The sequence below is a fragment of the Streptomyces olivochromogenes genome (genome assembly GCF_001514115.1).
Classification (GTDB): Bacteria; Actinomycetota; Actinomycetes; order Streptomycetales; family Streptomycetaceae; genus Streptomyces; species Streptomyces olivochromogenes.
In genome coordinates this window covers 250,389-264,992 of sequence record NZ_KQ948457.1, presented here as the reverse complement: position 1 = coordinate 264,992, position 14,604 = coordinate 250,389, and the positions used below count along the sequence as shown (strand labels likewise).

At 70.6% G+C, this 14,604-nt stretch carries 15 protein-coding genes; 7 read left to right on the top strand and 8 right to left on the bottom strand.

All coding sequences use genetic code 11. From position 1 onward, the window contains the following. Positions 1 to 129: 129 nt before the first annotated feature. From rpmB to AQJ27_RS21150, 3 genes are all read left to right on the top strand, one after another. Positions 130 to 315 (top strand): 50S ribosomal protein L28, encoded by a 186-nt coding sequence (gene rpmB / locus AQJ27_RS21160; protein WP_003993230.1) that lies wholly within the window; start codon positions 130 to 132, stop codon positions 313 to 315. 165 nt (positions 316 to 480) lie between these two features. After that, on the top strand, positions 481 to 3,558 hold the full coding sequence (locus AQJ27_RS21155; RefSeq protein ID WP_067371025.1) for an ATP-binding protein: 3,078 nt from the start codon (positions 481 to 483) through the stop codon (positions 3,556 to 3,558). A gap of 82 nt (positions 3,559 to 3,640) precedes the next feature. Beyond that, entirely contained in the window at positions 3,641 to 4,885 is a 1,245-nt protein-coding gene (locus AQJ27_RS21150) for an FAD-dependent monooxygenase (protein ID WP_425275217.1), read from the top strand. A 12-nt stretch (positions 4,886 to 4,897) separates the two neighbouring features. On the opposite strand, the gene AQJ27_RS21145 is transcribed toward AQJ27_RS21150, so the two are convergent. Next, a complete protein-coding gene (locus AQJ27_RS21145; RefSeq protein ID WP_054235392.1) occupies positions 4,898 to 5,863 on the bottom strand; it encodes a thiamine-phosphate kinase in 966 nt (321 codons plus the stop codon). A 206-nt stretch (positions 5,864 to 6,069) separates the two neighbouring features. Here AQJ27_RS21145 and AQJ27_RS21140 point away from each other — a divergent pair, with 206 nt between their 5' ends. Both AQJ27_RS21140 and AQJ27_RS21135 read left to right on the top strand, forming a co-directional pair. Further along, complete coding sequence (locus tag AQJ27_RS21140) at positions 6,070 to 6,303, top strand: Lrp/AsnC family transcriptional regulator (protein ID WP_067371020.1); 234 nt, start codon at positions 6,070 to 6,072, stop codon at positions 6,301 to 6,303. A gap of 20 nt (positions 6,304 to 6,323) precedes the next feature. After that, entirely contained in the window at positions 6,324 to 6,818 is a 495-nt protein-coding gene (locus tag AQJ27_RS21135; RefSeq protein ID WP_067371018.1) for a DUF3515 domain-containing protein, read from the top strand. 57 nt (positions 6,819 to 6,875) lie between these two features. On the opposite strand, the gene AQJ27_RS21130 is transcribed toward AQJ27_RS21135, so the two are convergent. From AQJ27_RS21130 to AQJ27_RS21120, 3 genes are all read right to left on the bottom strand, one after another. Further along, positions 6,876 to 8,033, bottom strand: a complete 1,158-nt coding sequence (locus tag AQJ27_RS21130) for a D-alanine--D-alanine ligase family protein (protein WP_067371017.1) — start codon at positions 8,031 to 8,033, stop codon at positions 6,876 to 6,878. Between the two features lie 137 nt (positions 8,034 to 8,170). Beyond that, positions 8,171 to 9,181, bottom strand: coding sequence for an NAD(P)H-dependent glycerol-3-phosphate dehydrogenase (locus tag AQJ27_RS21125; RefSeq protein WP_067371016.1), 1,011 nt, complete (start codon positions 9,179 to 9,181; stop codon positions 8,171 to 8,173). Continuing rightward, on the bottom strand, positions 9,178 to 9,984 hold the full coding sequence (locus AQJ27_RS21120; protein ID WP_067371014.1) for a lysophospholipid acyltransferase family protein: 807 nt from the start codon (positions 9,982 to 9,984) through the stop codon (positions 9,178 to 9,180). The genes AQJ27_RS21125 and AQJ27_RS21120 overlap by 4 nt, the downstream gene beginning before the upstream one ends. 145 nt (positions 9,985 to 10,129) lie before the next feature. On the opposite strand from AQJ27_RS21120, the gene cofC reads away from it, so the two are divergent. Both cofC and AQJ27_RS21110 read left to right on the top strand, forming a co-directional pair. After that, positions 10,130 to 10,777 carry a 2-phospho-L-lactate guanylyltransferase gene (gene cofC, locus AQJ27_RS21115; RefSeq protein ID WP_067371011.1) on the top strand — a complete coding sequence of 216 codons (648 nt, stop codon included), beginning with the start codon at positions 10,130 to 10,132 and terminating at the stop codon, positions 10,775 to 10,777. Positions 10,778 to 10,868: 91 nt separating this feature from the next. Then, positions 10,869 to 11,072 carry a hypothetical protein gene (locus AQJ27_RS21110; RefSeq protein WP_054235398.1) on the top strand — a complete coding sequence of 68 codons (204 nt, stop codon included), beginning with the start codon at positions 10,869 to 10,871 and terminating at the stop codon, positions 11,070 to 11,072. Between the two features lie 91 nt (positions 11,073 to 11,163). On the opposite strand, the gene AQJ27_RS21105 is transcribed toward AQJ27_RS21110, so the two are convergent. From AQJ27_RS21105 to leuC, 4 genes are all read right to left on the bottom strand, one after another. Beyond that, positions 11,164 to 11,823 (bottom strand): HU family DNA-binding protein, encoded by a 660-nt coding sequence (locus AQJ27_RS21105; protein ID WP_054235399.1) that lies wholly within the window; start codon positions 11,821 to 11,823, stop codon positions 11,164 to 11,166. Positions 11,824 to 11,961: 138 nt separating this feature from the next. Next, the gene (locus tag AQJ27_RS21100; protein ID WP_054235400.1) at positions 11,962 to 12,192 is read right to left on the bottom strand and encodes an SCO5555 family protein; all 231 of its coding nucleotides are present in this window, start codon (positions 12,190 to 12,192) and stop codon (positions 11,962 to 11,964) included. A 277-nt stretch (positions 12,193 to 12,469) separates the two neighbouring features. Continuing rightward, a complete protein-coding gene (leuD, locus tag AQJ27_RS21095; protein ID WP_067371009.1) occupies positions 12,470 to 13,063 on the bottom strand; it encodes a 3-isopropylmalate dehydratase small subunit in 594 nt (197 codons plus the stop codon). 6 nt (positions 13,064 to 13,069) lie between these two features. Continuing rightward, positions 13,070 to 14,503: a 3-isopropylmalate dehydratase large subunit gene (leuC, locus tag AQJ27_RS21090; RefSeq protein ID WP_067371007.1), complete on the bottom strand. Its 1,434-nt coding sequence runs from the start codon at positions 14,501 to 14,503 to the stop codon at positions 13,070 to 13,072. Between the last annotated feature and the right edge of the window lie 101 nt (positions 14,504 to 14,604).

Below are 14,604 nucleotides of genomic sequence, written 5' to 3'. Positions count from 1 at the left end.
TCGTTGTATGCTGCTCCAGTTGCCCGATTCGATCGGGTCTTCCCCCTGGCACCGCCACTCAGATCCTAGATCTCGATTCCGGCATGCCGGGATCAACCGTAAGAGCATCTGAAGTCTTTGGAGTGACCCGTGGCTGCCAACTGCGACGTCTGCGGCAAGGGGCCGGGCTTCGGCAACAACATCTCGCACTCGCACCGCCGTACGTCCCGTCGCTGGAACCCCAACATCCAGCGCGTCCGTACCGTGGTGGGCGGGACGCCGAAGCGCGTGAACGCTTGCACCTCGTGCATCAAGGCCGGCAAGGTCTCGCGCTGACGTAAGGCTAGCGCGCGGCCACTGCTGGTTCGCTTAAAGACCGGTCCACCTCACGGTGGGCCGGTTTTTTGTTGTCTTCATGCTCCCTTCCGCTGTGCCGTACCGGGCGAGGGGTGTCCCACGCGCGCGTAGCCCCCGGTTTCCGGACCTGCCAGAATCTGCCGAATGCGCTTCGGCATCCTGGGCCCCCTCGAGATCCGCACCACGGACGGCAGCCCCCTGGACCCCGGCGGCCCCCGCCCCCGCGCGCTGCTCACCCTGCTCCTGCTGGATGCGGGCCGGACCGTCGCCACGGAGCGGCTGACCGACGGTCTGTACGGCGCCGATCCGCCGGCCGGGGCCGCGAACGCCCTCCAGTCCCAGGTCTCCCGGCTGCGCAGGCGGCTCGGCCCCGGCACCGGGATCGAGGCCGACCCCACCGGCTACCGCATCGCCGTCTCCCCCGACGCCGTCGACGCCCACCGCTTCGAGCGGCTCTCCCGCGACGGAACCGCGGCCCTCACCCAGGGCGACCACTCCCGAGCCGCGGCCCTGCTCCGGGAGGCGCTCACCCTGTGGCGCGGCCCGGCCCTGGCCGACCTCCCCGGCGCGCACGCCCAGGTGACCCGCCTCGAAGAGCTGAGGCTCACCGCCGTACAGGGCCGGATCGACGCGGACCTCGCGCTCGGCGGAGGCCCCGCACTCGTCCCGGAGCTGCGGGAACTGCTCGCCGCGCATCCCCTGAGCGAACGGCTGTACGGACAACTGATGCGGGCCCTGCACGCGAGCGGCCGGGCCGCCGAGGCGCTGACGGTGTACGAGCAGGCGCGACGCACCCTCGCCGAGGAGCTGGGCGCCGACCCCTCGCCCGGCCTGTCCGCCCTCCACCTGGAACTGCTCCGGGGCGCGGGCCCCGCCCAACGGCGGCTCCCCGCCCAGCTGACCCGCTTCATCGGGCGCGACGACGAACTCGCGCGCATCGGCGCTCTGCTCACCCAGGAGCGCCTGGTCACACTCACCGGGCCGGGCGGAGCGGGCAAGACCCGCCTGGCGATCGAGCTCGCCCATGCGAACGCGGACGCGCGCGTCAACGCAAACGCTCGCGTAAACGATTGCGCAAACGCTTACGCACCCGTTTACCTCGTCGAGCTCGCCCCTCTCACCGACCCCTCCCAGCTCCCCTACGCCCTGCTCACCGCCCTCGGTCTGCGCGAAGGTTTCCGCACCCCCTCGGGGGACACCACCGACCGCCTCCTCGCCGCCCTGGAGGACCGCGAGCTGCTGCTCGTCCTGGACAACTGTGAGCATCTGGTCGAGGACGTGGCACGGATCACGGGGCTGCTCCTCGGCGCCTGCCCGGGTGTGCGGATCCTCGCCACGAGCCGTGAGTCTCTGGGGATCACCGGTGAGGTGCTGTGCCCGGTGCCACCGCTGTCGGCGGAGCCGGCCGCGCGACTGTTCCTGGACCGGGCGGCCGCCGTGCGACCCGGTTTCGCGGGGCACGCGCGCGTGCCGGACATCTGCGCCGCCCTGGACGGGCTGCCGCTGGCGATCGAGCTGGCGGCGGCGCGGCTGCGGACGCTGACCCCGGACGAACTGGCCGACCGCCTCACCGAGCACGTCGGGGACGACCGCTTCCGGCTGCTCTCCCGGGGGGATCGCACCAAGGCACCCCGGCACCGCACCCTTCGTGCCGTCGTGGAGTGGAGCTGGGAACTGCTGGACGAGGAGGAGCGGGAGCTGGCGCGACGGCTGACCGTGTTCTCCGGAGGTGCGACGGTCGAGGCGGTCGAGGCGGTGTGCGGGACGCCCGGCCCGGAGGACCTGCTGGCCTCGCTGGCGGAGAAGTCGTTCCTGGAGGTCACCGAGGGGCGCTACCGGATGCTGCAGACCATCCGCGCGTTCGGCGCCGAGCACCTCGTCCGCGCGGGCGAGCGGGAACGGCTGCGGGACGCCCACGCCGCGTACTTCCTGCGGCTGGCCGAACGGGCGGAGCCGCTCCTGCGCGGCGAGGGCCAGTTGCCCTGGCTGGACCGGCTGACCGCCGAGCACGGCAACCTGGACGCGGCCTTGCGTCATCTCGTGCGCGCAGACCGGGAGAAGGCTCTGCGACTGATGGCCGAGCTCTCCTGGTTCTGGCGGTTGCGCGGTCTCTACGGAGAGCAGGCGGCCTCGGCCCGGGAGCTGCTCGCGGCCGTGGGCGCCGAGCCGCCCGCGGGTCTCGCGGAGGAGTACGTCCTGTGCGTCATCAACGCGCTCTCGGGTGAGAGCGGCAATCCGGCCGACCAGCGGCGCCTGGCCCGCGTCGAGGACGTACTGGCCGGGCTGAGCCGACCCCTGCGGCTGCCCTTCACCGTGGTGCTGTGGTCGGTGGTGGACGGACCGCGGCCCGCCGCGAACGACCGGGTGCGGGTGCAGGTCGGGGGCGACGCGTGGGGGCGGGCTCTTCTTGATGTCGGCCTCGGCTTCCAGGAGCAGTTCGCCGGGCGTCCGGCGGCTTCCGAGGAGTCGTTCACACGGTCGCTGGCGGGCTTTCGCGCGACCGGGGACCGCTGGGGCATGGCGAACTGCCTCGACCCGCTGGGCGCGTTCGCCGACTGGCGCGGGGAACACCGGCACGCTCTCGAACTGCTCGACGAAGGGCTCTCGTACGTCAGGGAGTTGGCCGCTCCCGAGGAGACCTCGGACCTCCTGCGCACCCGTGCGACCGTGCTGCTGCATCAGGGGGAACTGGCCGAGGCGAGGGAGCACTTCAGCCAGGCCCTGACGCTGGCCCGCACCGTGGGCCTCACCGACAAGGTGGCGGGTGCCCTGCGGGGCCTGGGCGACGCCGCTCGGCTCGCGGGAGACACCGGCCACGCGCGCGTGCGCTACGAAAGCGCCCTGGAGGCCTGCGCCGCCAACTGGTTCAGCATCGGGGAGACCGTGCGCATCCTCATCGGTCTGGGCCGCTCCGCGGCCATGGAGGGGCGCCTAGACGAGGCGCGTGACTGGGCCCGCCAGGCGGCCGGCCTCGCCGTCGAGAGTCCCGGAGTACTGGAACTCGCCGAGTCCGCGGAGGCGTTGGCGGTCCTCGCCGACTCCCCCGAGCGCGCCGCCGTCCTGCTGGGCGCCGCCGTCGGCCTGCGCGGGGCGGCACTGCGGGGCGACCCCGAGGCCGTACGCAATGAGCGGGACATCCGCGAAAGGCTGTCCCCCGAAGCGTACGAAAAGGCCTTTGAGCAGGGGCGAGTGCTCGGGGCGGCGGCGCTCACCGCCGACTAGGACGGCGGCGCCGACCGGCGGCCAGGCGCACGGTCAGCGAACGGTAGGAACACGGTCAGCGCCTCCCGCGAAGCTCCCGCCCATGACAACGAACCCGGCACAGAACATGGCGAAGAATCCGGCGGGCAACCCGGCGGGAAAACTCGCCCACCTCCACGTCCTCGTCTCCGGCGCCAGCGTCGCGGGTCCCGCCCTCGCCCTCAACCTGATCCGGTACGGCGCCCGCGTCACCGTCGTCGAGAAGGCACCCGACCTGCGGCCCGGCGGATTCGCGGTCGACTTCCGGGGGCACGTCCACCGGACCGTCCTGACCGCCATGGGCATCTGGGACGAGATCCACGCCCATCAGACACACATGGGCCGTCAGACCGTCGTCGACGCCGACGGCACCCCGCGCGTGGACCTGCCGGCCGAGATGATGAGCGGCGACGTGGAGATCTTCCGCGGTGAGCTGGCGCGGATCATGTACGAACGCACCAAGGACAGGGTGGAGTACGTCTTCGGAGACTCGATCGCCACCCTCACCGAGACCCCGGAAGGCGTCGACGTGACCTTCGAGCGCGGCGCCCCGCGCCGCTTCGACCTCGTCATGGGCGCCGACGGACTGCACTCCCTCACCCGTCGGCTCGTCTTCGGTGAGGAGTCCCGCCACCTGCGCTTCCTCGACCACTACGTGGCGGCCTTCGGCGTCCCCAACGACCTGGGGCTCGACCGCACCGGACGGCTGTACAGCGAACCGGGGCGGGCGGTGGTCGTCGGCAACTACGACGGCGACCCGGACCGGGCCGGCGCGCTGCTCGTCTTCCGGTCCGAGAAGCTGGAGTTCGACCGCCGTGACGTGGCCGCGCAGAAGCGGATCCTGGCGGAACGGTTCGCGGGGATGGGCTGGGAGACCCCGGGGGTCCTCAAGGCCCTGGAGCGGGCCGACGACCTGTACTTCGACGCGATCGCCCAGATCCATGTCGAACGGCTCACCCAGGGGCGCGTGGTGCTGCTCGGGGACGCCGGGTACGGGGCCACGATGGGCGGCATGGGCACCGGAGTGGCGATCGTCGGGGCGTACGTCCTGGCCGGCGAGCTGGCCCTCGCGGGCGGCGACCACCGCACCGCCTTCGCCGAGTACGAGACCCGCGTCCGGGACTTCGCCAAGGGCTGCCAGAAGATCTCCGGAAACGCGGGGCCGTTCTTCGCGCCGCCGACCGAGCGGCGGATCCGCAGCCGGGACCGCGCGTACCGGCTGCTCAGCTCCCGCCTCCTGGCGGGCTTCTTCAAGAAGCTGACCGAGAAGGCGGCCACCGGCATCAAACTCCGCGAATACCCCGCCTGACGGGGTGGGCGGCTACGACTCGATGTCCCCGAAGTGGTCCCAACCGCCCTTGCTGGTCCAGGGCGCGCCGTCCACGGTGACCTGGGGCAGCGCCGAGGGGTTGAGGACCTCGCCGATCACCTTCCAGCGCGCGGGCAGCTTCACGTCCGGCGGGAAGGCCGCCACGATCGCGTGGTCCTCCCCGCCGGTCAGCACCCACTGGATGGGGTCGACGCCGACGGCCTGGCCGATGTCGTTCATCTGGGAGGGGATGTCGATCGCGCCCGAACGGATGTCGATCCGCACCTTGCTCGCCTCGGCGATGTGGCCCAGGTCGGCGATCAGCCCGTCGCTCACGTCGCACATCGCCGTCGCGCCGAGCCCGGCGGCGGCGGGACCCGCGTGGTACGGCGGCTCGGGACGGCGGTGGGCCTCGACGAAGGCGCGCGGTGAGCGGAAGCCGCGGGAGAGCACCGCGTGCCCGGCCGCGGACCAGCCCAGCCAGCCCGTCACGGCGATCACGTCACCGGGCTGGGCGCCGCCCCGGGTGACCGGCTCGTGGTTGCGCAGATCGCCGAGCGCGGTGATCGAGATCATGATGGTGTCGCCGCGCACGACATCGCCGCCGACCACGGACGCGCCCGCGACCTGGCACTCGTCGCGCAGCCCGTCCATCATCTCGGAAGGCCAGGTGGCCGGGAGTTCGGCCGGGACGACCAGACCGAGCAGCAGCGCGGTCGGTACGGCGCCCATCGCGGCGATGTCCGCGAGGTTCTGCGCGGCCGCCTTGCGCCCGACGTCGTACGCCGTGGACCAGTCGCGGCGGAAGTGCCGCCCCTCCAGGAGGATGTCGGTGCTCGCCACCACCCTGCGGTCGGGCGCGGCCACCACCGCGGCGTCGTCGCCGGGACCGACCCGGACCGCCGGGGTGGTGGTGAGACGCGAGGTGAGCTCCTTGATGAGGCCGAACTCCCCCAACTCGCCCACGGTGCCCTTCATGATCGTACTGCTCCCTCTGCCGCTACCCGTGCCCGGTCGCGAGCCGTCTCTGTACTCGGTACGGTCGAGTTGACCGTCAACTTGTGCAGTCCGTGCACCCCGGCGCGCAAGCCCCAGCCACCGCGGGTCTCCCCGTGGCGAGCGGCGACGCGATACCGTGGCGTTCCTTTTCCCCACATGATCCTCGTGGCCGCCCTGGAGGTTCCGTGGTACAGGCGTACATCCTGATCCAGACGGAGGTCGGCAAAGCGTCGACCGTCGCGGAGGCGATCAGCAAGATCCCGGGGGTGATCCAGGCCGAGGACGTGACAGGACCGTACGACGTGATCGTGCGCGCCCAGGCCGACACGGTCGACGAACTCGGCCGCATGGTGGTCGCGAAGATCCAGCAAGTGGACGGCATCACCCGTACGCTGACCTGCCCGGTGGTGCACCTCTAGCCCCCGTCTACCCTTGGCCGGTGAACTTCTCCCGTCACCGGCACACCGCTCTCTTCGGGCCGCCCGTTCTCGCCCTGTTGATCGCCGCCACAGGCTGCTCCTCAGCAGACGACGGCGGATCGGCCGCGGTTCCCAGCCCGGGGGCGAAGGTCACCAGGCTGTGTCAGAACCTGGACAAGGTGCTGCCGAAGAAGATCGACGGCCTCGACCGGAACGATCCCGAGCCCCGGTCCGCGCTGACCGCGGGCTGGGGAAGCCCGGCGATCATACTGCGCTGCGGTGTCGAACGACCCGCGAAGATGAGCGACCAGAACGCGCTCAGCGGCGAGGTGAACGGCGTCGGCTGGCTCATGGAGAAGCAGGACGACGGGTCGTACCGCTTCACCACGAGCCTGCGGCGCGCGTACGTCGAGGTCAGCGTGCCCAAGAAGTGGGTCCAGCGGGACGGGTCTAACGCGCTCGTCGACCTGGCCGCGCCCATCAAGAAGGCGATCCCCGAAGGGATCGCCGACTGACGTACACACGTGCGCGCGGGGGCGTGTGCCCTGGAGCGGAGCCCCGGTGCCCCAGGTCTACCGAAGCCCCGTCGGGCGGCGCAGCGCCGCCCCGATCAGGCGGTCCACCAGCTCCGGGTAGGCCACGCCGCTCGCCTCCCACATCTGCGGGTACATGGAGATGGGCGTGAAGCCCGGCATGGTGTTGATCTCGTTGATCACGAACTCGCCGTCCTCGGTGAGGAAGAAGTCCGCGCGCACCAGGCCCTCGCAGGAGGCGGCCTCGAACGCGTCGACCGCGAGCCGCTGGACCTCGGCGGTCTGCTCGGGGGTCAGCGGGGCGGGCACGAGACCGGGCGCCGAGTCGATGTACTTCGCCTCGAAGTCGTAGTACGCGTGCGACTGCACGGGCGGGATCTCGGCGGGCACGCTGGCGCGCGGACCGTCCTCGAACTCCAGCACCCCGCACTCGATCTCGCGGCCGCGCAGCAGCGCCTCCACGATGATCTTCGGGTCGTGGCGCTGGGCCTCCTCGATCGCCTCGTCGAGGCCTTCGAGGGAGTCGACCTTGGTGATGCCGATCGAGGAGCCCGCGCGCGCCGGCTTGATGAACAGCGGCCAGCCGTGCTCACCCGCGAAGTCGATGATCTTCTTGCGGGCGGCGGACTCGTCGCGCTCCCACTCACGGGGCCGGATCACCACGTACGGGCCGACGGACAGCCCGAAGGAGGTGAACACCCGCTTCATGTACTCCTTGTCCTGGCCGACGGCCGAGGCGAGCACGCCCGCGCCGACGTAGGGGACTCCGGAGAGCTCCAGGAGGCCCTGGAGGGTGCCGTCCTCGCCGTAGGGGCCGTGCAGCACGGGGAAGACGACGTCGACCTCGCCCAGGGCCTTGGGGACCGATCCAGGCTCGCTGTAGACGACTTCGCGGTTGGCCGGGTCGACGGGGAGGATCACGCCGCCCTCGTTCGACTCGGCGAGCTGCTCCACGTCCGGCTGGCGACGGTCGACGATGGCCATCCGGTCCGGTTCGTCGGCGGTGAGCGCCCAACGGCCGTCCCGGGTGATGCCGATCGGCAGGACGTCGTACTTCGTCCGGTCGATGGCGCGCAGGACGGCGCCGGCCGTGACCACGGAGATCCCGTGTTCGGAGCTGCGGCCGCCGAAGACGAGGGCCACGCGCGGCTTGCGAGGCGGCTGCTCAGGGCTCTGGGGGAGGTTCTCGGTGCTCATATCGCGTTGAGAGTACCCGTTGGTACGGCGCTGAGTCAGCGCCCCACCGCGGCCGTTGTCCAACGTCGCACGGGTGGTCGCTCAGCGTCGTACGAGCCGTTGCGGAGCGTAGATTCCCCGCGCCGCGGCGCCGCTCCTCAGCGACGCTCGGCCTTGGCGCTGCGCCCCATCAGCTCCTTGACCGCGACGACCGGCGACTTGCCCTCGTGGACGATGCCGACGACCGTCTCGGTGATGGGCATGTCGACGCCGTACCTGCGGGCCAGATCCAGCACCGACTCACAGGACTTGACGCCCTCGGCGGTCTGCTTGGTGACCGCGATGGTCTCCTGGAGGGTCATGCCCCTGCCGAGGTTGGTGCCGAAGGTGTGGTTGCGCGACAGCGGCGAGGAGCAGGTGGCCACCAGGTCGCCGAGGCCCGCGAGTCCGGAGAAGGTCAGCGGGTCGGCGCCCATGACGACGCCGAGTCGGGTGGTCTCGGCGAGTCCGCGTGTGATCAGCGAGCCCTTGGCGTTGTCGCCCAGGCCCATGCCGTCGGCGATGCCGACGGCGAGACCGATCACGTTCTTCACCGCGCCGCCCAGCTCGCAGCCCACCACGTCGGTGTTGGTGTACGGGCGGAAGTACGGGTTGTGGCTGGCGGCCTGGAGGCGCTGGGCGACCGCTTCCGAGGTGCAGGCGACCACGGCGGCGGCCGGCATCCGGGCGGCGATCTCACGGGCCAGGTTCGGTCCCGTGACCACGGCGATACGGTCGGCGCCGACCTTGGCGACGTCCTCGATCACCTCGCTCATCCGCATCGCGGAACCGAGTTCGACGCCCTTCATGAGGGAGACCAGGACCGTGTCGGGCTCCAGCAGCGGCGTCCACTCGGCGAGGTTCCCGCGCAGGGTCTGCGAGGGCACGGCGAGCACGGTGAAGTCGGCGTCACGCGCGGCCTCGGCGGCGTCGGTCGTCGCCCGCAGGTTCTCGGGGAGTTCGACGCCCGGCAGGTAGTCCGGGTTCGTACGCGTGGAGTTGACCGCCTCGGCGAGCTCGGCGCGCCGCGCCCACAGGGTGACCTCGCACCCCGCGTCGGCGAGCACCATGCCGAAGGCCGTACCCCACGATCCGGTCCCGAAGACGGCCGCCTTGACCGGCTTGCTCACGTGCTCTGCCCCTCTTCCTGCTGTGCCTGTGCCTGCTGCTGGGCCTGAGCCCGCTCCTGGGCCTTCTCCTGGGCCCTGGTACGCCTGCGCTGTTCGATCCGTACCTGGCGCGGGTCGTAGGGCGTCTCAGGGGCCTTCTCGCCGCGGAGCTCCTCCAGCTGCGCGGTGATGGCGGCCATGATGACCTCGGTGGCCTCCTTCAGGAGGTCCGGGCTCATTTCCTTGTCGTAGAAACGCGACAGGTCCACCGGAGGGCCCGCGAGAACGTGGTGGGTCTTGCGCGGAAGGAGGTTGGGCTTCTTGGCGTACGGCGGCAGCAGTTCGTTGGCACCCCACTGGGCGACCGGAATCACCGGGCACTTGGTCTGCAGGGCGACCCGGGCGGCACCGGTCTTGCCGGTCATCGGCCAGCCGTCGGGGTCGCGGGTGAGGGTGCCCTCCGGGTAGAACGCGACGCACTCGCCACGCTCCACGGCGTCGATCGCGGCCCGGAACGCGCTCAGCGCGTCGGTGCTCTCGCGGTACACGGGGATCTGTCCGGTGCCGCGCATCGCGGCCCCCACGAATCCCTTCCTGAAAAGCCCGGCCTTGGCCAGGAAACGCGGAACACGTCCGGTGTTGTACTGATAGTGGGCATACGCGAACGGGTCCACATGGGAATTGTGGTTCACCGCGGTGATAAACCCGCCCTCAGCCGGAATGTTCTCCATTCCGCGCCAGTCCCGCTTGATCAGAACCACCAGTGGTGGTTTGCAGAGGACCGCTGCGAAGCGGTACCAGAAGCCGATTCTGCGGCGGGGCACGCGGACACCTTCCTCTTAGGGCCTGGCGGGCCGCACAAGTGTCGCCCCAGGCCGCCTGTCTGTCGAGAACACCGTACGCCCCGACGTCCGGACCGCCAGGGGTGCCGGGTCACAATGGGCGCGACAAGGCAGGAACGGAGCGCTCGTGCAGTGGACCTTGGTCATCCCCCTCAAAGCCCTGGCGCGGGCCAAGAGCAGGCTCTCGGACACCGCCACCGACGCGGTGCGCCCCGGACTCGCCCTCGCCTTCGCGCAGGACACCGTGGCGGCCGCGCTGGCCTGCGCGGCGGTCGATGATGTGGCGGTCGTCACGGACGACGCGCTGGCCGGGCGGGAGCTGGCCGCGCTGGGGGCGTGGATCGTGCCGGACGAGCCGGGCGGCAGTCTGAACGCCGCGCTGGCGCACGGGACGGCGGCCGTACGCTCCCGAAGTCCCGAATGCGCTGTGGCCGCCCTGAACGCCGATCTGCCCGCGTTGCGTCCCCTGGAATTGGCCCGGGTACTCGATGCCGCCGCCGAATTCCCGCGTGCTTTTCTCTCCGATGCGGCCGCAATCGGCACCACTCTGCTGGCCGCGTCTCCCGGCCGGGAATTGCGTCCCGCCTTCGGCACCGATTCCCGAGCCCGTCATCGCGCCTCGGGAGCCGCGGAACTCCTCCTCACCGCGGTGGATTCCGTACGTCAGGACGTGGACACCGGCGACGATCTGCGCGCGGCCCTCGCCCTGGGAGTGGGCCCGCGCACGGCCACGCTGGCGGCGAAACTCCTGATCCCGGGCCAACCGGGCACCTGAACGTCCCCCTGGCCGCGTGAACCGGCGTTCGCCGAAGCCCGGTCCGCCGGACCCATCGGCGGCGCACACCGGCGCTGGATAGGCTTTCGGCATGCAGGCGACCGCGTACACGTACGACCCCGACACCCGTAGCGGACAGGTGTTGCTCGACGACGGCACGCCGGTGCCCTTCGACGGGGCGGCGTTCGACGCCGGCGGGCTCAGGCTGCTGCGCCCGGGACAGCGCGTGCGCATCGAGACCGAGGGCGACGGCGAGGCCCGCCGGATCACCCTGGTGACACTCCAGACCTTCTGACCAGGCCCTCGCACCAGATCCCGGACACGCCGCGGGCCGGGCTCCCCGTGGGAGTCCGGCCCGGCGCGTGGGTTGCCCTGCGCCCCTGCTTCTAGCGGGCGGTGGCCTTCTTGGCGGTGGTCTTGCGAGCCGTCGACTTCTTGGCGGGGGCCTTCTTGGCGGTCGCCTTCTTCGCCGGGGCCTTCTTGGCCGTCGCCTTCTTGGCGGTGGTCTTCTTCGCCGCGGTCTTCTTGGCGGTCGCCGTGGTCTTCTTGGCGGTCGTCTTCTTCGCGGTCGCCGTGGTCTTCTTCGCCGCGGTGGTGGTCTTCTTCGCGGCCGTCTTCTTCACGGCGGCGGTGGTCTTCTTCGCGGCCGTCGCCCTCTTGGCCGTGGTGGCCTTCTTGGCCGCGGCCTTCTTCACGGTCGCCGCGGCGCCGCCGGTCAGGCTGCCCTTGGGCGCCTTCTTGACCGCGACCTCGCCACCACGCGGGAGCTTCTTCGAGCCGCTCACCAGGTCCTTGAAGCCCTGACCGGCGCGGAAGCGCGGCACAGAGGTCTTCTTGACCCGAACACGCTCACCGGTCTGCGGGTTGCGGGCGTAACGAGCCGGACGGTCGACCTTCTCGAAGGAACCGAAGCCGGTGACCGAGACCCGGTCCCCGCCGACAACTGCACGGACGATCGCGTCCAGTACGGCGTCGACCGCGTCGGCGGCCTGCTGACGCCCGCCGACCTTGTCGGCAATCGCTTCTACGAGCTGCGCCTTGTTCACGTCTTCCCCTTCGGAGACATTGCCCGAACGAATGCGTTCAAGCTTTTTCGCACGTTAGGCAGATATATACCGCAAATCAAACACGAAACGGGCTAATCACCCTTGTGCCGCAACGAACTCGGGCTGTCGCGGAGTTCCTCAGCGATCCCCTTCGAGGAATCGACCCTCGTCGAGGTCGGTGGTGAACCGCTCCAGCCGCCTTGTCGCGTCGGCGAGATCGTGCTTGGCCACGGCCGTAATGACCAGCAGCTTCCGGGTCAGCGCCATCCGTACGCCCTCCGGGACTTGCAGTGCGCGCACTCTTGTGTGCGCTTCCTTCAGTTGGGCCGCGACTGCCGCATAGAGCTCGAGTTGGCCGTCGTGTTCCATGCACAGATTGTGCCATCTGGGGCGAGTTGTCGCCTGCCCAGGGGGTAACTGCCGCCCCTGGAGAGGGTCCTGAGCGCCCCGGAGCGTCGCGCCCCCAAGAGGCGCGTACCCAGGCAATCTCCTTTGTAACTAGGGGAGTTGAAGCCCTCTGAAGGGGTGTTCCGGGGGCCTCCGGGGGCAGACACAGCTGTACCCCCAACCGTCCACGATTGGGGGTACAGAGGGGTGTTGCGGTGGCTGAAATCAGCCCTGCCTCAGCCGCGAAGCGGCCCGGGCGTCAGACCTGGAGCGTCTTCGGCTTGTACGACGGCCGCTTGGCCTCGTACTCCGCGATGTCGCCCTCGTTCTGGAGGGTGATGGAGATGTCGTCCAGCCCGTTCAGCAGCCGCCAGCGGGCGTTCTCGTCGAGCTCGAAGGCGGCGGTGATGCCCTCGGCGCGCACCTCGCGGGCCTCCAGGTCGACCGTGATCTCGGCCTCGGGGTCCTGCTCCGTCAGCTCCTGCAGCGCGTCCACGATCTTCTGCTCCAGAACCACCGTGAGCAGGCCGTTCTTGAGCGAGTTGCCACGGAAGATGTCCGCGAACCGGGACGAGATGACGGCCTTGAAGCCGTAGTTCTGCAGCGCCCAGACGGCGTGCTCGCGCGAGGAGCCGGTGCCGAAGTCGGGGCCCGCGACCAGGACCGTGGCGCCCTTGCGCTCGGGCTGGTTGAGGATGAAGGACGAGTCCTTGCGCCAGGCCTCGAACAGCCCGTCCTCGAAACCGTCCCTGGTCACCTTCTTGAGCCAGTGGGCGGGGATGATCTGGTCGGTGTCGACGTTGCTGCGGCGCAGCGGAACGGCCCGGCCGGTGTGCGTGATGAATGCTTCCATGACTTCTCAGACTCCAGCGGGCGTGCGGGCGGCAGACGAGTCGGCGAGATCGGCCGGGGCGGCCAGGTGACCGAGTACGGCGGTGGCGGCGGCGACCTGCGGCGATACCAGGTGCGTACGGCCGCCCTTGCCCTGCCTGCCCTCGAAGTTACGGTTCGAGGTGGACGCGGAGCGCTCACCGGGGGCCAGCTGGTCGGGGTTCATGCCCAGGCACATCGAGCAGCCCGCGTGCCGCCACTCGGCGCCGGCCTCCTTGAAGACCACGTCCAGGCCCTCGGAGACGGCCTGCAGACCGACCCGCGCGGAACCGGGGACCACCAGCATCCGTACGCCGTCGGCGACTTTGCGGCCCTCGACGATCGCGGCGACGGCGCGCAGGTCCTCGATGCGGCCGTTGGTGCAGGAACCTACGAAGACGGTGTCGACCTTGATGTCGCGCAGCGGCTGTCCGGCGGTCAACCCCATGTACTCCAGGGCCTTTTCGGCGGCCAGGCGCTCCGAAGCGTCTTCGTACGAAGCCGGGTCGGGGACGGACGCCGAAAGCGGCGCTCCCTGGCCGGGGTTGGTGCCCCAGGTGACGAACGGCGCCAGCGACGGGCCGTCGATGACCACCTCGGCGTCGAAGACCGCGTCCTCGTCCGTCTTCAGGGTCTTCCAGTACGCGACCGCCGCGTCCCACTCCTCGCCCTCGGGGGCGTGCGCACGGCCCTTGAGGTACTCGAAGGTGGTCTCGTCGGGGGCGATCATGCCCGCGCGGGCGCCGGCCTCGATCGACATGTTGCAGATGGTCATCCGGGCTTCCATCGAGAGCTTCTCGATGGCGGAGCCGCGGTATTCCAGGATGTAGCCCTGGCCGCCACCCGTACCGATCTTGGCGATGATCGCCAGGATCAGGTCCTTGGCGGTGACGCCGTCGGGCAGCTCGCCGTCGACCGTGATGGCCATGGTCTTGGGGCGGGCCAGCGGCAGCGTCTGGGTGGCCAGCACGTGCTCGACCTGCGAGGTGCCGATGCCGAACGCCAGCGCGCCGAAGGCGCCGTGCGTGGAGGTGTGGGAGTCGCCACAGACCACGGTGGTGCCGGGCTGGGTCAGACCCAGCTGCGGTCCCACCACGTGGACGACGCCCTGCTCGACGTCACCCAGCGAGTGCAGCCGTACACCGAACTCGGCGCAGTTCTTGCGCAGGGTCTCCAGCTGGGCCCGGGAGACCGGGTCCGCGATGGGCTTGTCGATGTCGAGGGTCGGGGTGTTGTGATCCTCGGTGGCGATGGTGAGGTCGAGACGGCGCACCGGACGCCCGGCCTGGCGGAGGCCGTCGAAGGCCTGCGGGCTGGTCACCTCGTGCAGCAGGTGCAGATCGATGAAGAGGAGGTCGGGCTCGCCCTCGGCGCGCCGGACGACATGGTCGTCCCAGACCTTCTCCGCGAGTGTCCTACCCATCGCTTTCCCTCCGGCCGGCCTGTGTGGCGCCGGCCCAACTAGAGATTTCCGGGGCGGCGGCGTCCGTACCCCTCGTCCGGACGCCCTCCACCGGGCCCGTT